17 protein-coding genes are annotated in these 19,988 nt (G+C 73.0%); 13 read left to right on the forward strand and 4 right to left on the reverse strand.

Going from position 1 to position 19,988, the window contains the following annotated elements:
- Positions 1–171 precede the first annotated feature (171 nt).
- The 3 genes from P3T39_RS33010 to P3T39_RS33020 all read left to right on the forward strand — a co-directional run bounded on the left by P3T39_RS33010 (position 172) and on the right by P3T39_RS33020 (position 4,995).
- Positions 172–1,173, forward strand: a complete 1,002-nt coding sequence (locus tag P3T39_RS33010; RefSeq protein WP_280702944.1) for a DUF1259 domain-containing protein — start codon at positions 172–174, stop codon at positions 1,171–1,173.
- A gap of 86 nt (positions 1,174–1,259) precedes the next feature.
- Complete coding sequence (locus P3T39_RS33015; protein WP_280702945.1) at positions 1,260–1,805, forward strand: DUF5995 family protein; 546 nt, start codon at positions 1,260–1,262, stop codon at positions 1,803–1,805.
- Positions 1,806–1,935: 130 nt separating this feature from the next.
- Positions 1,936–4,995: a BTAD domain-containing putative transcriptional regulator gene (locus P3T39_RS33020; protein WP_348534416.1), complete on the forward strand. Its 3,060-nt coding sequence runs from the start codon at positions 1,936–1,938 to the stop codon at positions 4,993–4,995.
- On the opposite strand, the gene P3T39_RS33025 is transcribed toward P3T39_RS33020, so the two are convergent.
- The 4 genes from P3T39_RS33025 to P3T39_RS33040 all read right to left on the reverse strand — a co-directional run bounded on the left by P3T39_RS33025 (position 4,989) and on the right by P3T39_RS33040 (position 7,018).
- The gene (locus P3T39_RS33025; protein WP_280702946.1) at positions 4,989–5,132 is read right to left on the reverse strand and encodes a hypothetical protein; all 144 of its coding nucleotides are present in this window, start codon (positions 5,130–5,132) and stop codon (positions 4,989–4,991) included. The genes P3T39_RS33020 and P3T39_RS33025 overlap by 7 nt on opposite strands.
- 143 nt (positions 5,133–5,275) lie before the next feature.
- The gene (locus P3T39_RS33030; RefSeq protein ID WP_280702947.1) at positions 5,276–5,833 is read right to left on the reverse strand and encodes a hypothetical protein; all 558 of its coding nucleotides are present in this window, start codon (positions 5,831–5,833) and stop codon (positions 5,276–5,278) included.
- The gene (gene epsC, locus P3T39_RS33035) at positions 5,800–6,381 is read right to left on the reverse strand and encodes a serine O-acetyltransferase EpsC (protein WP_280702976.1); all 582 of its coding nucleotides are present in this window, start codon (positions 6,379–6,381) and stop codon (positions 5,800–5,802) included. Before epsC ends, P3T39_RS33030 begins: the two co-directional genes overlap by 34 nt.
- Before the next feature lie 61 nt (positions 6,382–6,442).
- Positions 6,443–7,018, reverse strand: a complete 576-nt coding sequence (locus tag P3T39_RS33040; protein ID WP_280702948.1) for an NADPH-dependent FMN reductase — start codon at positions 7,016–7,018, stop codon at positions 6,443–6,445.
- A 182-nt stretch (positions 7,019–7,200) separates the two neighbouring features.
- Between P3T39_RS33040 and P3T39_RS33045 the strand changes: the two genes are divergently transcribed.
- From P3T39_RS33045 to P3T39_RS33090, 10 genes are read left to right on the forward strand one after another with little or no spacing between them, the layout of a single operon-like run.
- Positions 7,201–9,036 carry a WD40 repeat domain-containing protein gene (locus P3T39_RS33045; RefSeq protein WP_280702949.1) on the forward strand — a complete coding sequence of 612 codons (1,836 nt, stop codon included), beginning with the start codon at positions 7,201–7,203 and terminating at the stop codon, positions 9,034–9,036.
- Positions 9,033–9,752: a GTP cyclohydrolase II gene (gene ribA, locus P3T39_RS33050; protein ID WP_280702950.1), complete on the forward strand. Its 720-nt coding sequence runs from the start codon at positions 9,033–9,035 to the stop codon at positions 9,750–9,752. The genes P3T39_RS33045 and ribA overlap by 4 nt, the downstream gene beginning before the upstream one ends.
- The gene (locus P3T39_RS33055; RefSeq protein WP_280702951.1) at positions 9,743–10,702 is read left to right on the forward strand and encodes an SUMF1/EgtB/PvdO family nonheme iron enzyme; all 960 of its coding nucleotides are present in this window, start codon (positions 9,743–9,745) and stop codon (positions 10,700–10,702) included. The genes ribA and P3T39_RS33055 overlap by 10 nt, the downstream gene beginning before the upstream one ends.
- Entirely contained in the window at positions 10,699–11,757 is a 1,059-nt protein-coding gene (locus P3T39_RS33060) for a pyridoxal-phosphate dependent enzyme (protein WP_280702952.1), read from the forward strand. The genes P3T39_RS33055 and P3T39_RS33060 overlap by 4 nt, the downstream gene beginning before the upstream one ends.
- The gene (locus P3T39_RS33065; RefSeq protein WP_280702953.1) at positions 11,741–12,400 is read left to right on the forward strand and encodes a class I SAM-dependent methyltransferase; all 660 of its coding nucleotides are present in this window, start codon (positions 11,741–11,743) and stop codon (positions 12,398–12,400) included. The genes P3T39_RS33060 and P3T39_RS33065 overlap by 17 nt, the downstream gene beginning before the upstream one ends.
- A 10-nt stretch (positions 12,401–12,410) precedes the next feature.
- The gene (locus tag P3T39_RS33070; protein WP_280702954.1) at positions 12,411–15,851 is read left to right on the forward strand and encodes an ATP-grasp domain-containing protein; all 3,441 of its coding nucleotides are present in this window, start codon (positions 12,411–12,413) and stop codon (positions 15,849–15,851) included.
- On the forward strand, positions 15,848–16,402 hold the full coding sequence (locus P3T39_RS33075; RefSeq protein ID WP_280702955.1) for an NADPH-dependent FMN reductase: 555 nt from the start codon (positions 15,848–15,850) through the stop codon (positions 16,400–16,402). Before P3T39_RS33070 ends, P3T39_RS33075 begins: the two co-directional genes overlap by 4 nt.
- 49 nt (positions 16,403–16,451) lie before the next feature.
- Positions 16,452–17,402 carry a 2-oxoglutarate and iron-dependent oxygenase domain-containing protein gene (locus P3T39_RS33080; RefSeq protein WP_280702956.1) on the forward strand — a complete coding sequence of 317 codons (951 nt, stop codon included), beginning with the start codon at positions 16,452–16,454 and terminating at the stop codon, positions 17,400–17,402.
- 1 nt (position 17,403) lies between these two features.
- Positions 17,404–18,735, forward strand: coding sequence for an ATP-grasp domain-containing protein (locus tag P3T39_RS33085; RefSeq protein ID WP_280702957.1), 1,332 nt, complete (start codon positions 17,404–17,406; stop codon positions 18,733–18,735).
- The gene (locus tag P3T39_RS33090) at positions 18,732–19,982 is read left to right on the forward strand and encodes an MFS transporter (protein ID WP_280702958.1); all 1,251 of its coding nucleotides are present in this window, start codon (positions 18,732–18,734) and stop codon (positions 19,980–19,982) included. Before P3T39_RS33085 ends, P3T39_RS33090 begins: the two co-directional genes overlap by 4 nt.
- Positions 19,983–19,988 lie beyond the last annotated feature (6 nt).

The following is a 19,988-nucleotide window of genomic DNA, read 5'->3' on the forward strand; positions in this document are numbered from 1 at the left end:
GCGCCGGCGCCCCCCGGGGGGCCGCCGCCCCCCCCCGCCCGCCGCCCCGCCCCGGGGGCGGGGCGGGCCCGCCGGCCCGCCCCCCCCCCCCGTCGACCGTCCGGTCGCGTCGTGGCTACAGGGGAAGAGCTTGTTCGTGTGTTTGCATCTTCTCCTGGAGGTGTGCATGCGATGAGTGAGAACCGTCGTCAGGACATGTGGGCGCGGGCTGGTGTGCCGCGACGGCAGCTGTTGACCTCCGCCGCGCTGGCGCCGGTACTGGCCGGGACGGGAGCAGCCGTTGCTCATGCCGAGCCAACTGCGGCCGGTGGAAAGGACGGTGGGGACCCGGTCAGGCCGGTGCCCACCACCGAGGCGGACTGGAGAGGGGTTGCGCAGGCTCTGGGCCGACCGGGCAACCTGATCCGTGGGACGTACTATCACACCGCCTTCCCGCGTGGGGACCTGTGCGTGGTTTCGCGCGGTGTCACCGTCACACCGGGGCTTGCACTGGGTTCGCACGTGTCCTTCGTCCGGTACAGCGACGGCAGCAGGATGCTGATGGGCGACTTGGTGGTCGCCGAAGGCGAGTTGCAGAGGGTGACCGATGCCCTGCAGGCCCAGGGGATCGCGCAGACCGCCATCCACAAGCACCTGCTTGCGCAGACCTCCGACGTCTGGTGGACCCACGTCTGCGCACACGGTCACGACGAGGTGGCCCTGGCACGCGGTCTGCGCGCAGCGCTCGATCACACCTGCACCCCGCCCCCGACCCCGCCGGTTCCGCTCCAGCCCATCGACCTGGACACCGCCGGAATCGACGCCGCGCTGGGCGCCAAGGGGACGAACAACGGCGACGTCTACACCTGTGTCTTCGTCCGCCGCGAGACCGTCACCGACGAGGGGCACATCCTGCCGCCGGGCCTGGGGGCGACCACGGCCTTCAACTTCCAGCCGCTGGGCCGCGGTCGGGCCGCACTCAGCGGCGACCTCGCCATGGTCGCCGGCGAGGTCCAGGAGGCTCTCAAGGCACTGCGGCGCGGCGGGATCGACCTCGTCGAGCTCCACAACCACGGCTTGACGGACGAACCCCGCCTGTTCTTCACCCACCTCTGGGCCGTGGGCGACGCCGTCACGCTCGCCGGAGCGCTTCGCCCCGCGGTGGTCGCCACCAATGTCGTGCCGAGCCCCTGACCGTCGAGCGCAGGTGACTGCCGGATCTCGTGGCTCCATGGGCCGCAGGCATGGAATGTGACAGCTGGAGTCCTTGGAGTGATCATGTGTTGCCGGAAGAGCTCGCCGCGCCGAGCAGCCGGCCCTGGCGGGACGTCTACGCCGCGTCGAGTGCCCGGCACTCCTACGTCCTGGAGGACGTGCTCTTCTCGATGATGGCGCACATGTCCTACGACCTGCCGCTGGCCCTGCGGAGGATGGCCGAGCGGGAAGACCCGCGCAGCCACATCGCCGACTTCGAGCGGATGAACGAGGTGCTGGACTCCAGCATCGAGGAGGTCGAGGACCACGTTGCCGCCCGCTACTGCCGCGGGCTCGCCTTTCTGGACCATCTGTTCACCCGCGGCGAGAAGCTGCTGACCGGTGACGGGATCCGGGTCGTCCGGGGCCTGGCCTGGTTCAACCTGGACAGGCTGCTGGATCCGCAGCCCGCCGAGGCCGCGAAGCGGTCGATCGAGCGGAGCACGGCCGTGGTGATCGCAGAAGCCCGCTGTGCAAGGGGCTGGAAGCTGCGCCTCGTCCAGCGTGTCGTGCGCCGGCTGGTCCCCGCTCGGCGGCAACGGCCACCGGCGGGAAGTCAAATGCATTCCTGATGCTCAATCAGATGCATGCCCCGCCCCGATATTTCCCCCGCCGCGGCGGGCGAATCCGGCCCTCCGTCCGTTCCGAGGAGTGCCTATGATGCCCTCCACCTGGTGGTTCTAGTACGGAGGGGGACTGGCTGTGGAACGGAACGACCCGGAAGGGGTGAGGTTCAACGTCCTCGGGCCACTGGAGGTATGGGCCGGCAACGCCAGGGTCCAGCTCGGCGGGCCGGTCCGGGAGCGGGTCCTCGCCATGCTCCTGCTGGAGCCGGGCCGGGTGGTGCCGGTCTCCCGGCTGGTCGAGGCCGTCTGGGCGGACGACCCGCCGGAGACCGCCGCCCACCAGGTCCGCAAGGCCGTCGCCGACCTTCGGCACCGCATTTCGAACGGCGCCAGGACCATCGTCACCGACGGCCCCGGCTACCGGATGGACCTCGCCGAAGGCCAGCTCGACCTCGCCGTCTTCGGCGATCTCGTCCGCCGGGCCAGGGCGGCCGTGGCTGCGGGGAACCCCGAGGAGGCGGTGTCGGCGCTGCGCTCCGCGCTGGCGCTCTGGCGCGGCCCGGTGCTGTCCGGGGCGGCCGGCATGGTCATCGAGGCGGCCGCCGCCACGCTGGAGGAGCGGCGGCTCAGCGCGGCCGAGCAGAGCTTCGAGCTGCGGCTGGGGCTGGGCGAGACCGGCGCGATCGCCGCCGAACTGCGCGAACTCGTCGCCGAGCATCCGCTGCGCGAAACGCTGCGCGGCCAGTTGATGCTCGCGCTCTACCGCTCCGGCCGGCCGGCCGAGGCCCTGGAGGAGTTCGGCCGTGTCCGGGAGCTGTTGCGGGACGAGCTCGGGATCGACCCGGGCGCCCAGCTGGCCGCACTGCACGAGGGCATCCTGCGCAACAGCCCGGAGCTCGCGGCGCCCGAACCGCCGGCCGTACCGACCGCGCCGGACGTCCAGCGGGTCGCCGCCGGCGGCCGGCCGCGCGCCGAGGCACCCTCCACCCTCCCGTACGACCTGGCGGACTTCACCGGCCGCGAGCAGGAGCTGAAGCGCATCGGAGAGGTCGGCACGCTGCCGCACGAGGAGCGGACGCCGGTCGTCGCCATCGACGGGATGGGCGGCTCCGGCAAGACCTCCCTGGCGGTGCGGGCCGCACACCAGCTGGCCGAGTGCTACCCCGACGGCCAGCTCTACATCGACCTGCGCGGCCACACCCCCGGCGAGCAGCAGCTGCAACCCGGCGCCACCGTCGACATCCTGCTGCGCGCCCTCGGGCTGCCCGCCGACCGGATACCGGAGGCGCGCGAGGACCGCTGTGCACTGTGGCGGGCCACCGTCTCGCAGCGCCGGCTGCTGATCCTGCTGGACAACGCGGCCGACACCTCCCAGATCCTGCCGGTGCTGCCGCCGACCCCCGGCTGCCTGGTCCTGGTCACCAGCCGGGCGCGGCTGGTGGACCTGGACGGCGCGGACTGGATCTCGCTCGGCGCCATGCCCCCGGCCGAGAGCGCCGACCTGATCGCCGGCACCCTCGGCCGGCAGCAGGCGGAGAACGAGCCGGAGGCCGCCGCCGAACTGGCCGAGCTCTGCGGACACCTCCCGCTGGCCCTGCGGCTGGCGACCGCCCGACTGCGCAACCGGCCGCTGTGGACCGTCGGTTACCTGGTCGACCGGCTCCGCGACGACTCCCGGCGGCTGGACGAGCTTAGCTCCGGCGAGCGCAGCGTGGAGGCCACGCTGCGCCTGTCGTACCAGGCCATGGGGGAGCGGTACCGGGTGGCGTTCCGGCTGCTCGGGCTGCATCCCGGGGCGGACATCGACCTCTGGTCGGCGGCGTCCCTGCTGGGCACCGGCCCCCAGGAGGCCGAGGACATCCTGGAGCGGCTGCTGGACTTCCACCTGCTCCAGCAGCATGAACTCGGGCTGTACACCTTCCACGACCTGGTCCGCAGCTTCGCGCAACGCCTGCGCAACGAGGACCCGGAGCAGAGCCGGCGCGCCGCGCTGGAGCGCGTGCTCGACTACTACCTGGCGGCGACGGGACAGGCGTGCGACCTGATGTTCCCGGGCCGCGAGCTGACAGAGTCCCGGCGAATCGGGACGGTCTTCGGCCTGCCGCCGGTGCAGAGCCAGGCCGAGGCCCTGCACTGGTTCGACCGGGAGAAGAACAGTGTCCTTGAGGCGGTGCGGCTGGCGGCGGTGAACCGGTTCCCGCAGCATGCCGCCGAGATCGCCCGCCATGCCGTGTTCCATCTGAACCTGCGGGGTCTGCACCAGGAGTTCACGGCCCTCGCGTCAGCCGGAGCCGCCGCGGCGCGTGAAGCCGGCGACCACCAGCTGACGCGTATGCACCTGTTCAACCTCGCGGTCGCCCAGTGGAAACTCGGTGAGTTCCAGCAGGGAATCACTGCGGCGAGCGAGGGTCTCGAGTGCGCCCGGACCTCCGGTGACCGCCGGGGGGAGGGACTCTGCCTGCACGCCCTGGGGATGCTGCACAGCGCGACCGGGAACCTGGCCCGGGCGCGGGAGGAACTGCGGCAGGGCATCGCCATCCACCGGGACATCGGCGACCGGCGCCACCAGGCGCAGGCGCTGACCCATCTGAGCGAGGTGTCCACCTGGCTCGGCAGCCACGACGAGGGGATCCGGGCCGCCGAGGAAGCGGTGCGGCTCAGCCGGGAGCTGAAGAGCGAGGTCAGCGAGATCGTGTCGCTGGCCGATCTCGCCTACGCCCACCTCGCCTCGGGCCGGGACGAGGAGGCGGTCGGCCTGCTCGATCGGGCCCGGAAGATGTGCCAGACGTCGGAGGTCCCGGAGAACGTGGTGCTGGTCCTGGTGCTCTCGGCGGACGCCTACGACCGTCTGGGCCGTACCGAAGAGGCGGACGTCTTCGCGGAGCAGGCACGTGAACTCGTCCACAAGCGGGGAACACCCATGCGCCGGTCCACGGTCGAGAACATCCTCGGACTCGTCCAACAGCGGCGCGGCGATCGGATGAGTTCGCTCCGTTCCTACCAGCGGGCCTATGAGTTCGCCGTCTCGATCGGCTACCGGATCGAGATGGCCCACGCACTGGGCGGCCTGGCGGAGGTCTCGTCGTTGCTGGGCGACACCCAAGCGGCGGCCGACCACCGGGATCGGGCCGCCGGTCTCTTCGACGGGATGGGAGTGCCCGAGCACGCCCGTCGGGGTCTGATGCCCGCTCACTGACCGGCGAGGGCCGGTCCCGAGTCGCTCGCCAGAATCACGGGGGCGGAGGGCCGCTCCTGCCCCGACACGGCCGTCCCGCAGCCGATGACGGCGGCAAGCGCGAAAATTCCGATAAGTGTGGCCAGCTTGGCGCGCATAGCACTCTCCTGAAGGTTCCTCGGCTGTCGTTTTCGACATCACCGATACTCGTCGCCGCCGTTCCCGCTCCGCTCCCGGTGCCGTCCCGCTCCCGGCGGTATCGGAGCGATATCGCGGGAACGCGGCCCCGGGTGGACCTCGGTCAGCAGCGGGATCCGGTCGCCGCCGGGCCGGCCTGCGACGCCACGATCCGTGGGCCCCTGGCGGTGAGGACCACGTCGGTGTGGGCCGGGCCCGACTCGTAGTCGGCCAGGTCGAGCAGCGCGGTGACGCTGGAGCGGATCAGCATCTGCTCGCGTTCCGGCAGGGGGGCCGGGAGCACATGCCCGCCGCTCTGCTTGGCGGTGATGCCGATGACATAGTGCGCGCCATCGACGGTGAGCGTCTCGACGCTGAACTCCGGCCCCACCGCGTACTCTTCGACCAGGTAGGGACCCGGGGGTCCGGTCTCGTCGATCCGCCGGCGCCACGCGTCGAGCCCGGCCTCGTCCGACACCAGGGCGGCACCCCGGCCGTCCGCCAGGTCGGAGGGCTCGACGGTCACCGGCAGACCGAGGCGGTGTGCCGCGGCGCGGACCTCCTCGGCCGTGTCGACGGTCACCGCGCGGACCACGGACACGCCGAGTGCCCCCGCCTCGGCCGCGAGCGCCCGGACGGTGTTCACCATCAGGAAGCGGTCGGATTCACGGTTGTCCGGCATTCGTTGTGGCGGTCCCTTCTCTCAGTACGGCCTCGACTGCGGATGACCGCGGTCGGTGCACAGACCTGGGCGAACGCGGGAACATCCTCAAGCACCAGGGACTGGGCCCCGACGATCGCACGGTCGCCGACCGTGACCGGGCCGAGCACGGTCGCATTGGTGCCGAGGACCACACCGTTGCCCACCACCGGATGCCGGCGCTCTCCCTCGGGGCGGTCCCGGTCGCGCCACCACCCGACCGCGCCCAGCGTCACCTGGTGGTAGACGGTCACATCGTCCCCCACCCTCGCGGTCTCCCCGATCACCACGGCCGCGCCGTGGTCGATGAACACCCGCCGTCCCAGGGCCGCACCGGGATGGATCTCCACACCCGTCGTCCGGCGGGCGACCCTGGCCATCGTCCGGGCGAGCAACCGGAATCCGCGCCGGTACAGCGGATGGGCCAGCCGATGCGTCCACAGCGCGGGGAGCGCGGGGTGCCACAGCGCCTCCAGCCTGCTGCGGACGGACGGATCCCGCTCCAGGACCACGCACAGGTCCTCGTACATGGTGGACAGAACTCGGCTTGTCCGCACGGATGTTCCCCTTTCGGCGGCGAGTGCGCGGGTTTCAGTCCACTGACACGGCGGCAGCGAGCCGCTCGCGTACGACGGCGACGGTGGTGTCGACCAGGCTGCGCAGTGCGGCGACCACCTCCGGGTCGTCGTACTCACCGGCCGGGTTGCGCCGCCGCACCGCGTGGCCGACCGCCACCGGCTCGTGCTCGACGACCAACGCCCCGCAGCGGGTGAGGAGTTCGCGCAGGGCGGGCTGGGCGTCCACCGCGCCGCGAGCCCCGGGCGAGGCACTGGCCAGCGCGATCACCCGGCCTTCGAGCGGGCTGACCTCACCCCGGGAGAGCCAGTCCAGGGCGTTCTTCAGCACACCGGAAGCGGCCCCGTTGTACGACGGAGTACTGATGAACACCGCATCGGCGTCCGCCACCTGCTCCTGCGCCGCGCGGACCGCCGCAGAGGAGTCCTCGGCCTCCAGGTCCTGGTCGAAGTAGGGCAGCAGGCCCGGCGACAACACCGAGATCTCGGCGTCGGGAACGGACTCCAGCAGCAGGCGCCGCACCGTGGCGAGCACAGCGGAATTCGCCGACTCGCGCCGGAGCGAACCGGAAATCAGGACAGTCTTGAGCACGACTACATCTCCTCCTCAGCCTGGTGCCGACCGTGTTCGTCGACCCGCCGGTCAGTGTGCTCGGCGGGGTTCCCGTTCCGTTCCCGCTCGCCGTGGGAGCGGAACGGGAGTGCCCGCGACCAGTCTGGATCTCAGCCGGAGACCCCGGCCGCAACAGATCAGGCATCAGTTAAGGGAAATACATGCGAACGATCGAGCTGCCGAGCAGAGCAGCGGGCCATGCCGCCCCAATCACCCACGTCGCCTTCCGGAACGACGGCAAGCGTCTTGCGACCTCCTCCTACGACGGCACCGTGATCGTCTGGGACACCACGGAACCGAGCCGGCCGATCCGGCTGGCCCAGTTGCGGCACCGACGCCTCGTCAACTCCTCGGTCTGGAATCCGGCCGTCCCCGAGCTGCTCGCCAGCGCCTCGGCCGACAAGACGGTGGCCGTCTGGCGGATCCCCGAGGACGGGCCGACCAGCGTGGTCAGCGTCCTGGCCCGGCACACCGACGACATCAACTCGGTGGCCTGGATGCCCGACGGCGAGCGCCTGATCTGCGTCTCCGAGGACGGCCGGGCGACCATGTGGAACGCGCTCACCGGCGCCTTCCTCGGCGAGGTCGGCTCGCACACGGCGCACTGCATGATGGTCTCGGTCAGCGCGCAGGGCCTGGTCGCCACGGTCGGCGAGGACGGCATGGTCTCGGTGACCGACCCCGGCTCCGAGCGCGAGCCGGTGACCCGCCACTACGAGTCGTCCATCGAGGGCTGCTCCTGGTCGCACGACGGGCAGGTCCTGGCCATCGCCCGCGACGACGGCCGGGTCGACCTGCTCTCCCCCGAGCTGGCGCAGCTGGCCGGCTTCGAGGTGGCCAACTCGGCCGCCCGCAGCGTGGAGTGGTCGGACGACGACACCAGACTGGTGGTCGGCGCCTACGACGGCGGGCTGCACTTCTTCGACCGCACCGGCACCCGCCTGAACCAGGCGGCCGACCCGCGGATCTGGCCGCGATCGGTCTCCACCGCCCGGGGTCTGGTCGCCGCCGGGAGCTTCTGGAGCCGCCCGCACATCCTGTCCTTCGCCGACGCCGGTGAGCTCTCGGCGCCCACCGAGGCCACCCACGGACCCAACGCCCTCGCCCGGATCGGCGACGAGCTGCTGGTCGGCTGCGACTCCGGCGCGGTGGTCGCGATCGAACTCGGCTCCCACGAGCCGGCCGTGCGGGTGCTCGACCTGGCCGAGGGCCCGGTGCTCTCGCTCGCGGTACGCGGCCGGACGATCTACGCCGGTACGTACACCGGGCAGGTGGTGAGCTGCACCAGCGGTCCCGAGGGCGGCGAGCGTACCGTCAGCGAGCCGCTCGGGGCGCCCGTACCGTCGCTCTGCGTGGACGGCGACGTGCTGATCGCCGGAACGTACAACGGCGAGTTCGTGGCGCTCGACCCCGACACCCTCGCGGTGATCGACCGGCGGGAGGCGCACGGCGGATCGGTCAAGTCCCTTGTCCCGCTGGCCGATGGAGGCTTCCTCTCGGCGGCCACCGACCGCACCATCGCCGTCGGCGGCTTCCAGGACCGCAGCACGCTGTGGGAGCACGGCAACCTGGTCAACGCCGTCACCGAACTCGCCGGGCAGGTGGTCGCCAGTGCCTCGCGCGACCACACCGTCAAGGTGGGCCGCCTGGTCGACGGCGAGGCGGCGCAGGTCCAGACACTGCTGGGACCGGACGAGTCGGTGAAGTGCGTCGCCGTGCTCGGCACCCCGGACGCGCCGGTGGTGCTCGCCGGCTCCTACGACTTCGGCCTGTACGCCTGGGAGGTGGACTGGGCGGACAGCCCGGGCACCCTCGCCTCCGGCCGGGTACTCGACGAATTCCGACAGGGCCTGTCCTGCATGCTGCCGCTCAGCGCAGACCGGGTCGCTGTCGCGGGCTGGGACGGACGAATCGCCGTGGTGAGCCACGGGAAGAACGGAGAGGTCCAAGTGGAGCGCTCGGTCCAGCTGCACGAGGTGCTGGCGGTGACGGCATGACCGTCATGACGACTACCGAACCCCTGTCCACGCTCGACACCGCCGTCCGCGCGCGGGTGGGCATCACCCTGGAGCGGGCGGCCGGCGTCCGGGCCGAGCTGGTCACCTTCCACGGCCTGCCGGACGGCTGCGAGCACGTCGCCTGCGTCCTCCCGACGCCCGGCACCGCCGCGAACGGTGCCTCGAAGGAGCCGGCGAGCGAGATGATCGCACCGCTGGTGCGGCTGCACAGCGAATGCCTGACCGGCGACGTCTTCGGCTCCGCCCGGTGCGACTGCGGTCCGCAGCTGGACGAAGCCCTGGAGCGGATGGCGGCCGAGGGCGGCGTGGTGCTGTACCTGCGTCAGGAGGGCCGCGGCATCGGTCTCTTCAACAAGCTGGACACCTACCTGCTGCAGGACCAGGACATCGACACCTTCGAGGCCAACCGGCAGATCGGACGCGGCGCCGACGAGCGCGACTACACCGCGGCGGTCGCCATGCTGCGGGCCCTGGGGCTGACCCGGATCCGCCTGCTCACCAACAACCCGGACAAGGTCGACCAGTTGCGTGCCCTCGGTATCGAGGTCGACGAGGTGGTGCCGACCGGAGTCCACCTCACCGCGGAGAACGCCCGCTACCTGGAGGCCAAGGCGCGGCTGGGCAACCACACCCTGACCGACACGCCCCTGACCGACGCATCGAAGTGGAACCTGGAGGACCAGCAGTGGAGCTAGCCGATGTCGCATCCTCGCCGCACTTCAAGGAGGACGCCGCGATCGCCGAGCCCGGCCGGGTGCCGTCCGGGCAGCAGCCGGGCACCACCGACCCGCAGCGCCTCGCGGCCCTGACGGAGGACCCGGCCGTCCCGCTCGCCGAGCGGCTCGCCGCCGGAAGTCTGCTCGGCCTGCTCGGCGATCCCCGCCTCGGGCCGACGCCGGCCACCGTCCACGTCCCCGCCGCGACCGTCGAAGTCGGCCTGCCCGCCGAGGAGGTGGCGCCCGTCACGGCCGCCTGGGCGCACGTCGGGGTCGAGGAGTCCTGGATCGCCAAGGAAATCCCGGTGCACACCGTGCGGCTGGCGGAGTACTTCCTCGCCACCTACCCGGTCACCAACGGCGAGTACGCCCGCTTCCTGCGCGAGAGCGGCCACCAGGCCCGGCCCACCACCTGGTACCTGGGCGCCTACCCCTGGGATCGGGCCAACCACCCGGTCGCGGGCGTGCAGCCCGAGGACGCCGAGGCCTACGCGGCCTGGCTGACCGCGGAGACCGGCCACCCCTGGCGGCTGCCCACCGAGGCCGAGTGGGAGTACGCCGCCAAGGGTCCGGACGGCCTTGAGTTCCCCTGGGGCGCGGAGTTCGACCCCGACGCCGCGAACACCCGCGAGTCCGGTGTGCACACCACCAGCCCGGTGGGCGCGTTCCCGGCCGGCCGCTCCCCGTTCGGCGCCCACGACATGGCCGGGAACGTCGAGGAGTACGTCCTGGACACCTACGTCCCTTACCCGGGCGGCCCGTTCGTCGAGGACCACCTGGTCCAGGCGATCGGCGAGTACCGGGTCGCCAGGGGCGGCAGCTTCTCCCGGTTCGGCGATCTGACCCGCACCCGGCGGCGGCACGGCGCCTTCCCCGGGCCGCTCTATCCGGTGGGCTTCCGGCTGGCGACCAGCGAGCGGCCGGTATGACCGCCACCGCCCAGGTTCCGCTCGCGGACGCCGCCCGGGCACTCGCCGAGCGGGCGCCCGGGCGGGCCGAATCGACCGCGCCGTTCGGTGCGGTGGAGGCGGAGGCCCACCGGCTGCTGCCCGCCCTGGCCGGACTGCGCCCCACGCTGGGCGCCACTCCGCTCGTCCCGGTGCCCAGCGCGGGAGGGCGGGGCCGGGTCTGGCTGAAGCTGGAATCCGGTAACGCCACCGGGACGGTGAAGGCCAGGACCGCGTACGCGCTGCTCTGTGCCGCCCTCGCCCGGGCCGGCTCCGCCCGGGTGCGACTGGTGGAGTACTCCGGCGGCAGCCTCGCCGTCGCGCTCGCCGAGTTCTGCGCGCTGCTCGGTCTCGACCTGCACCTGGTCGTGCCGTACGGCGCCCCGGAGCGGCTGGTCCGCGCCCTGCGCAACCAGGGTGCGGAGGTGTCGAGCGGCCGTGAGGGCACGGGCTTCCTCGGTGCACTGGACGAGGCCGTCCGGGTCTCCGAGTCCCAGGGGCGGCAGCTGCTGCTGCAACACTGCGCCGCCGAGGCCGCCGCCATGCACCGGGAGCACACCGGCGCGGAGCTCGCCGGACAGCTCGCCCAGCAGGGCGTGGCCCCGGCCGCGCTGGCCGCATCCGTCGGTACCGGGGGCACCGTCCTCGGGGTCTCGCTCGCCCTGCGCGAGCGCTGGCCCGACCTGCGGACGCTCGCGGTCTTTCCGGCCGAGGCCCCGTACGGGGACACCGCCGCGCCCAACGCCGAGCGGCGGATGAACGGAACCGGCGGGCTCGGGCACGGACTGCGGCAGCCGCTGCTCGCCCCGTTCCAGGAGCGGTTCGAGTTCCGCACGGTCGGCTACCCGGACGCGCTGGACGCGATGCGACAGCTGCGCGCGGCGCACGGGATCGCCGTCTCCAGCAGCGGCGGCGGCGCCTGGCTGGCGGCCTCTCAGGTGGTGGACAACACGGACGGCGGCGGCTCGACGGATGCCCTCGCCGTGGTAGCCGGACGCGGAACGATCGAGGAGTGGAGCCATGCAGCAGGTGACTGAACGAGCGACCGGCGAGTACGACGACTACCGCAGGATCGTGCACGACTCCTTCCAGCACTGGTACCGGGAGGGCAAGGACTCCTGGACCGGCGCGCGGACCAACGACCGGGTGGCCGACTTCGTCTGCGCCTCGGCGCCCCCGGAGTGCCGGCGAGTGCTGGACATCGGCTGCGGCCGGGGCCACCAGACGGCCGAGATCGCGACCCGGCTCGACGCCGAGGTGACCGGTCTCGACCTGCTGGACGTCTGGGACGCGCCGACTCCCCGGCGCGGCACGGCCCGACTGCACCAGGGCGACTTCCTGGGCTTCGCCGCCGACCCGGTGGACCTGCTGGTGGACAACGGCTGTCTGCACCACCAGCGCCGGGAGGACTGGCCAGGCTGGATCGGGCACGGCCGGGAGCTGCTGCGACCCGGCGGCGTCTGGACGATCAGCTGCTTCCTCAGCCCGGGCTCCGAGGTCGTGGCGATGCCGCTGGCCGACGGCCGCCACAACTGGTGGCTGACCGAGTCCGCGCTGCTCGAGCTCTTCGCCGAGCAGGGGTTCGAGTCGATCGGGAGCCTTGTGATCGACCGTCAGTTCAACTACCAGGGGGCCTGGCTGAAGTATCTGGCCGTCTCCTTCACCCAGAGCGAAGAATGAGGAGGGGAGCATGCACATAGTGATGCTGGAAGTCGCGCTCGCCCGCGGCTTCGCCTATCTGGAAGACCTGTCCGACGCCGGGATCGAGGTCAGCCTGGTCGTCAGGAGTCTCGACGCGTACGCAGGCGCAGCGGACTTCCAGGGGCACAAGCGCGCCACGCGGATCATCGAGGTCCCGGACACCGAGCAGGCCGAGGACCTGGCAGGGCGGATCCGCGACCGGCTCGGCCCCAATCCGCCCGACGGCGTCTTCTGTGTCACCGAACGCTGCATGCCCGCCGCGGCCCGACTGGCCCGCGACCTGGGCGTGCCGCACGAGTCCGTGGAGACCGTGCGACTGCTGCGCGACAAGGCGGCGGTCCGCGCCCTGCTCGACCGGGCCGGGCTGGGTACGCTGCGCTGGCGCTCGGTGGAGCAGGTCGCCGACGGTCTCGCGGCGGCCGAGGAGATCGGCTACCCGGTGGTGGTGAAACCGCTGTCCGGCTACGCCTCCATCGGCGTGTCCGTGGTCTGGGCGCCGGAGCAGGCGGAGCACGCGCTGCACGAGGCGCTCGGCGCACCGGGCGGCGGCCGGGCGCTGATCGAGGAGTACGCGGCCGGCCGCCATGTCAGCGCCGAGCTGCTGGTGCAGGACGGACGGCCGGTCGTCCTCGGCTTCGCCGAGCGGCTGCCCGTCCGCCCCGGCACCACGGCCGAACTCGGCGGACACTTCCCCGCGCAGTTCGAACAGCGCGGCGCCGCACGGCAGTTCGCCCTCGACGTGGTGGCCGCGCTGGGTATCCGGAACAGCCCGATCCACCTGGAGATGCTGGTCACCCCGACCGGCCCCGAACTCATCGAGGTCAACGGCCGGATCGCCGGACATGTGGTCACCCGGCAGATGGAACTGGCCCTCGACCGCTCGCTCACCATGGACCTGGCCGCACTGGCCACCGGGCAGCCGGTGCGCGAGGCCGCCGAGCCGGTCGCCGTCTCCGCGCTGCGCCACATGTGGACCGAGCAGGGCGGTGTGGTCCGCTCGGTCGAACTGCCCGAGGAGCCCGTCCCCGGCATCGCCGAGTGCCGCCTCGGGGTCGGCCCCGGCGACCTGGTGCGTCCACTGCGGCACAACTACGACCGGATCGGGCACGTTCTCACCGTGGGCCCGACCGCCGCGGACGCGGCCCGCCTGGCCGATGAGGCCAGGGCCCTCATCCGGGTCGAACTCGACCACGTACCGGACACCACCGAACCGGCCGACTTCCCGGTCGTCATGGCCGACGGCCGCCATGTCCTGCTGCTGCTCGGACCGGACGGCATCGCGGGCGAACGGGTCATCGACGCCGTCGGCGCCGCCGCGGACCAGGTCAGCGTGGTCTGGAGCGGCGCACCGGACGCCGCCGCCGCCGTACGGCTGTACTGGGCCGAACGCTGCCGGGGCCGGTGGTACACCGCCCCCGACGACGTCGCGGCCCGCCGGGCGCTCGCCGCGCTGCACGCCGAAGCGCTGCCCGTCGACGCCGTCGTCACCTTCGCGCCGTCGCTCGCCGCGCTGGCCGACACCCTGTCGGCGATGCTGCGAGGAGAGGAGCTGCCCGCCGCGGAGACCGCCACCGGCGCGGGGCCGGTCGCCGGGCCGGGACACACCGTCGTGTCGCTGCTCACCGACGACGGCGTGCACCACCTGGGCGTCGTCGAGGACCTGGGCGCCGACCCGGACGGCCACCGCACCCTGCGCTACCCGGCACCGCTGTCCGAGGCCGACCGCACCGCCCTGCTCGACCGGGCCGCCGAGACCCTGCGTCAGTCGGGACCGCGCCGCGGCGCGGTCCGTGTCCTTCTTCCGCGCACCGGCGCCGCGCTCGCGCAGCCCGGTCTGGACGACCACACCCGGGCCCTGCTGGACGCCGTCCACCCCCGGGACGTGGTATCCACCGTGACCGCCGCCGCCCTCGGCCGGCCGATCCGCCTGCCCGCGCCCCGCCCCGGCCGGCACGCCCTGCTGCGTACGGTGGCCGGACCGACGGGTTCGTTCCGGGTCGTCGAGGCCACCCCCGCGACCGAAATGTACGACGACCCGGCCGTCGCCTCGGTGGGCGTCCCGCTGCCCGCAGGCAGCGTGCACCACGCGGACCGGCACGCGCCGGAGTACCGGCCCACCGCGCTCTGGTACGTCGTCACCGGCACCGGCGAGACGGACTGCCGCGACGCCGCCGCCCGCATCGCCGCCAACCTCCGTTTCCGGTACGCCGAGTTGGACCAGCGCACCCATGTGCTGCTGCTCGACCGCACCGGTGGCGCGGCCTGGACCACCGACGACGGTGCGCCCGTCCTGCCGCCCGAGCGGTTCCGGCTGAGCGTGCTCAGCGGACACCCCGCCCTCGGCACGCTGCCGGCCGCCCCGGCGGATCTGGTGCAGCGCACCGACATCCTCGACCTGGACGCGGTGACCCGCACCGTCGCGGCGGTGCACTCCACGCACCCGGTGCACCGCGTCTCCAGCGGCACGGAACGGCTGCTCGGCCCGGTCGCGGCGCTGCGCGAGCGCCTTGCGCTGCCGGGCGACGGCAGCCGCTACACGCTCGCCGTGCGGGACAAGGCGGAGATGAAGCGGCTCGCCCTCGGCGCCGGTATCGCGCACGCCGAGGGCCGGGTGGTGTACCAGCCGGGCGACGTGCTCGACCTGATGCGCCGACACGGCGCGGTGGTGGTCAAGCCCCGCGACCTGTCGGGCTCGCAGGGCGTCACCGTCTGCCGCGACGACACCTCGCTGGCACAGTGGCTGCGTACCCGGTTCGTCCCGGGACGGTATCTGGCCGAGGAGTTCCGCAGTGGCCCGATGTGCCACATCGACGCCGTGGTCCACGACTCCGCCATCCTCGCCTGGGACGTCTCCGGCTACCTCCGCGACACCCTGGCCTACACCCGCGGCCTGCCGCTGTCCGGGCAGACCTGTGACGACCCCCGGCTGCGCGCCGCCGCCTCGACGCTGCTGGAACAGGTCGTGGACGCCTGGCGGATCCGGTCCGCGGTCCTGCACCTGGAGGCCTTCGACGAGGACGGCGGGCTGACCTTCTGCGAGCTCGCCGCCCGGCCCGGCGGAGGCGGCATCATCCGCGCCTTCGAGGCCACCCGGGGCATCAACCTGCGCCACGCCAAGCTGCTGATCGACGCCGGCGAGGACCCGCGCCGCCTGTTCGGCGACCCGGTCGCCGAGCATGCCGGGTACACCGTGCACTACTCGCGCGACGGTCTGCTGGCCGAGTACGACGACTCCGCGGTGGCCGATCGGGCCTACCACCGCACGGTGAACGCCCGGGTCGGCGAGGACCTGCGGCAGTCCGACTTCTCCGGTACCGGACTCAGCACCCACGTCTTCGCCGACGACTCCGCCGCCGAGGTGCGCCGTCTGCTGACCGAGGCCGAGCAGCGGATCCGGATCCGGGTCGAGCCCCAGAGGAGTGCAGGGTGATCGTCGGTATCCTCGGCAGCGCCGCAGCGCCCTCCAGCACCCGGGCCGGACTCACCGCCGTCGGAAACCAACTGCGGTCCTACGGGGTCGAGTTCGCACTGCTCGACCTCGGAGTGGAGTTCCGCCGCCCGCACCACCCGGCCGAGTACCGCGACCCCGGCCAGGGGAGCCAGACCGCACTGCTGCGCGACCGGCTCGCCACCGCGTCCGGTTTCGTGCTCGGTACGCCGGTCTACCACGGTTCGTACAGCGGCCTGCTCAAGAACGCGCTGGACCACCTGCTCAGCGACGCCTTCGCCGGTCGGCCGGTCGGCCTGCTCGCCAACGGTGGCGGGCCGCGCGGCGCGGCGGTCGCCTGCGACCAGCTGTGTACGGTCGTCCGGGCGCTCGGCGGCTGGGCCGTACCCACCCATGTCTCCACCACCACAGCCGACTTCACTCACGGGCAGCCGAGTCAGGACGTGCTGGGGCGGATCGAAACCATGGTGGACCAGATGCTGCTGTTCCTCGACCGCACCCGGCCGCTCGCCGTCCCGGCCGGCCGGGCCTGACCTCTCGCCGGCCCTCCCGCCCGCTCCCGCCGACCCAAGGAAGTCCGTCATGCTCAAGGAACTGTACGAGATAGACCTCAGCGGCCACGGCAGCGATCGCCGGCTCCGGGCAGCGCTGCAGGACGGTTTCTTCTTCGTCCGCAACACCGTCCCGGAGAGCCTGCTGGACGACGCCTACCAGCTGCTGGAAGCCTTCTTCGCGCTCCCCGCGGAGGTCAAGCAGGAGTGCCGGGTGCCCGGCAGCAACGGCCAGTCCGGCTTCACGCCCCCGCTGGTCGAGACCGCCGAGAAGGGCCGGGTGCCGGACTGGAAGGAGCTCTTCCACTGGGGCGTCAGGCTGCCCGAGGACCACCCGCTGAGGGTCAGGTACCCCTCCCGCTACCCGCAGCCGCTGCTGCCCGAGGCGCTCGTCCCCGGGATCGACGCGGTGCTGACCGAGCTGCACACCCGGATGCTGGCCTTCCAGCACGAGGTGGCCGCGGAGATCGGGCGCTCGCTCGGCCTGCCCGCCCAGTACTTCGCGGAACTGCTCCAGGACGGCCCCGTGGTCAACCGGGCCACCTGGTACCCGCCGATGCAGGACGCGCCGTCGCAGGACCATGTCTGGGCGGTCGAGCACCAGGACTTCGACCTCATCACCGCGCTGCCCAGGGCCACCGCCGGCGGCCTCCAGGTGCAGGCGGAGGACGGCAGTTGGCTGCCGGTGGACGCGCCGGCCGGCTACGCCGTGGTCAACGTCGGCATGGTGCTGGAGCGGCTGACCGGCGGCCTCGCCCGCGCCGCCGTGCACCGAGTGGTGGCCGAGCCCGGCCAGAGCGGCGGGCGCCTGTCGATCGTCCAGTTCTGCCACCCCGCGCCCTGGACCGTCCTGACGCCGCTGCGGATCCCCGGCGAGGAGGAGCGCGCGTCACGCTTCCCCACCCTCACCGCGGACGACCTGTTCCAGCGCACCATGTACCGGATCAACCGGCTCGACAGCCGTGGCCTGAAGGAGAACTGACATGACGACAACTGCATTCGAGCAGCCCCACCTGCTGCTGGTGGCTGGCGTCGGCGGGCTCTCCGCGGTCGACGCACTGGGCGCCGCCCGGCGCGCCACACCCCGGGTGAGCGTGGTGTTCGTGACGGCCTGGGGGCCCGCCGATGCGGTACGCACCGCCTGGGAAGCGGCCTCCTCGGGCACGGCGGGCGCCGAGTTCCTGGTCGCGGACGACCTCGACGGCGTGGTGAGCGCCGCGCTCGCCCTGCACCAGCGGTTCCCCCTGCACGGCGTGGTCACCTACTCCGAGCTCCTGCTGCGCCCCCAGGCCGAGATCACCGCCCGTCTCGGCCTGCCGGGCAACCGTCCCGAGGCCGTCGTCACCGCCCAGTCCAAGGCGCTCCAGCGCGCGACCTTCGCCGAGCACGGCGTCCCCTCGCCGCGGTCGGCGGCGATCCGCACCGCGGCCGACCTCGCCCCGGCGATGGCCGCCGTCGGGCTGCCCGCGGTATTCAAGCCCTCGCTGGGGGCCGGCAGCCAGGGCGTCCACCGGGTGTCCAGCCAGGAGGAGTTGGCGGCCGCGTTCGAGGCCGCGCAGGACGCCGACAGCCCGTTCATCCAGGACGACGGCGCCTTCCTGCTGGAGGAGCCGATGCCCGTGGAGGGCTCCGCGCCGTCGCCGTACGCGGACTACGTGAGCGTGGAGTCGCTGATCTTCCACGGCGAGGTGGAGCACCTGGCGGTCAGCGACCGGCTGCGGCTTCAGCACGGCTATGTCGAGGAGGGGGTGGTACTGCCGAGCCAGCTCGACGAGGCCACCCACCGGAGCCTGTACGACTGCGCCGAGCAGGCGATCTCGGCCATCGGCCTGACCCACGGCGCCGTGCACACCGAGATCGCGCTCACCCCGGACGGCCCCAAGGTCATCGAGGTCAACGCCCGCGCCGGCGGCCCGCTCCCCACCCTGCTGAACGTCGTCGCGGGGTACGACTTCGCCGCCGAGATCGCCCGCGTCGCGCTGGGCCTGCCGGCCGGGCCGTACCCGGAGCCGATCGCGGCCATCTGCTTCCGCCTGGTGCCGATCCCGGCGGGGGCCTGGCGGGTGACGGCCCAGCGGACCGCCGCCGAGGCGCACGCCGAGTTCCCCCAACTGGTGCGCCTGGGACTGCGGTTCCGTCCGGGCCAGGAGGCCCGCCGGGACACCACCCAGCACCTGGCCGCGTTCACGGTCCGCGCCGAGACCCGCGACGAGGCCAGGGCCGTCGCGGCGGCCGTCGAGGAGTACCTCGACTTCCGCCTCGAACCGATCGCCGAGCCGGCGTCCGCCGGTGGCACGCAGGGCGGGCACCGATGAGCCGGCAGACCGCGCCGCCGCCGACGACGGACGGCTCCCCGGCGGCCCCCGCCCCGGGGCCCGGCCGGCGGCGGGTGTACGCCGTCGGGCTCGCCGACTCCACCGGCCTGGGCATGTACCTCGCCTTCTCGGCCGTCTACCTGCACAACGCCGTCCACCTGCCGAACCGTCAGATCGGCGTGGCGCTCGGCGTCGCCGGGCTGGCCTCCCTGCTCGGGGCGCTGCCGGTGGCGCGGTTCGCGCAGCGGTACGGGCTGCGCCGATCGCTCGTCGTGCTGTTCCTGATCCGGGCGGCCTCCTTCGCCGCGCTGGCCGCCGCCGTGGACCTGCCCACCGCCGCACTCGCCGCCGGGGTCGGCGGCCTGCTGAACCGCGGCATCGGACCGCTGATCCAGTCGGTGCTGGTCGCCGGCCGGGACTCGGCCGGGGCCGTCGACGGGCTCGCCCGGCTCCGCGCCCTGCGCAATATCGGCATGGCCGCCGGGGCGCTGCCCTCCGGTGCGGCCGTCGCCGTCGGTACGCCCTGGGCGTACCGCGCGGTGATGCTCGCCGCCGCCGCCGTCTTCGTGGTCTGCGCGGCCGTCGCCCGCGGCTTCACCGGCGGCGGCGAGGTACGGCAGCCGGCCGGCCGGCGCGGTGCGGGGGTGAGCCGCAACCGGCCGTTCCTCGCCGTCACCGCGCTGTTCGGAGCGCTGACCCTGTCCGCGATCCTGCTCGGCATCGGCCTGCCGCTGTGGATCACCCAGAACACCCGGGCGCCGTCGTGGAGCGTGGGTCTGGTCCAGATCCTCAACACCGTCCTCGTGGTGCTCCTCCAGGTGCGGGTCAGCCGGGGGTCGGAGAAGCCCCGCCGGGCCCGCCGGATGCTGCTGGCCGGCGGCTTGCTGGCGGCGCTCGCCGCGGCCCTGGCGCCGCTGTCCGGGCTCGGTGGCGGCCTGTCGGCGCTGGGCGTGGTGGCGGCCGTGGTCCTGCTGTTCACCCTGGCCGAGCTGTGCATCAGCGCGGGTGGAACGGGCCTCGCCCTGGCGTACACCCCGGAGGGCCAGCGCCCGGTCTACCTGGCCACCTTCAACCTCGGCTTCGCGTCCGCCACCGTCGTCGGCCCCAGCCTGGTGAGCGCGGGCCTGAGCCTGGGCCGCCCGGGCTGGTTCGCCTGGGCGATCCTCTTCGTGGTCCTCGGCCTGGCCGCCCTGGCGATTCCGGCGGAGCATCAGCTCCAGCGCGGGACAACGGACGAGACGACCTGAGAGGAT

The organism is Kitasatospora sp. GP82 (genome assembly GCF_029892105.1).
GTDB lineage: Bacteria > Actinomycetota > Actinomycetes > Streptomycetales > Streptomycetaceae > Kitasatospora.

Bases quoted from the DNA above. Each gene is read 5' to 3' on its own strand.
- P3T39_RS33010 (WP_280702944.1), top strand. From the start codon at position 172: ATGAGTGAGAACCGTCGTCAGGACATGTGGGCGCGGGCTGGTGTGCCG.
- P3T39_RS33025 (WP_280702946.1), bottom strand. From the start codon at position 5,132: ATGCGCGCCAAGCTGGCCACACTTATCGGAATTTTCGCGCTTGCCGCC.
- P3T39_RS33030 (WP_280702947.1), bottom strand. From the start codon at position 5,833: ATGCCGGACAACCGTGAATCCGACCGCTTCCTGATGGTGAACACCGTC.
- epsC (WP_280702976.1), bottom strand. From the start codon at position 6,381: ATGTACGAGGACCTGTGCGTGGTCCTGGAGCGGGATCCGTCCGTCCGC.
- P3T39_RS33045 (WP_280702949.1), top strand. From the start codon at position 7,201: ATGCGAACGATCGAGCTGCCGAGCAGAGCAGCGGGCCATGCCGCCCCA.
- ribA (WP_280702950.1), top strand. From the start codon at position 9,033: ATGACCGTCATGACGACTACCGAACCCCTGTCCACGCTCGACACCGCC.
- P3T39_RS33060 (WP_280702952.1), top strand. From the start codon at position 10,699: ATGACCGCCACCGCCCAGGTTCCGCTCGCGGACGCCGCCCGGGCACTC.
- P3T39_RS33065 (WP_280702953.1), top strand. From the start codon at position 11,741: ATGCAGCAGGTGACTGAACGAGCGACCGGCGAGTACGACGACTACCGC.
- P3T39_RS33070 (WP_280702954.1), top strand. From the start codon at position 12,411: ATGCACATAGTGATGCTGGAAGTCGCGCTCGCCCGCGGCTTCGCCTAT.
- P3T39_RS33080 (WP_280702956.1), top strand. From the start codon at position 16,452: ATGCTCAAGGAACTGTACGAGATAGACCTCAGCGGCCACGGCAGCGAT.
- P3T39_RS33085 (WP_280702957.1), top strand. From the start codon at position 17,404: ATGACGACAACTGCATTCGAGCAGCCCCACCTGCTGCTGGTGGCTGGC.
- P3T39_RS33090 (WP_280702958.1), top strand. From the start codon at position 18,732: ATGAGCCGGCAGACCGCGCCGCCGCCGACGACGGACGGCTCCCCGGCG.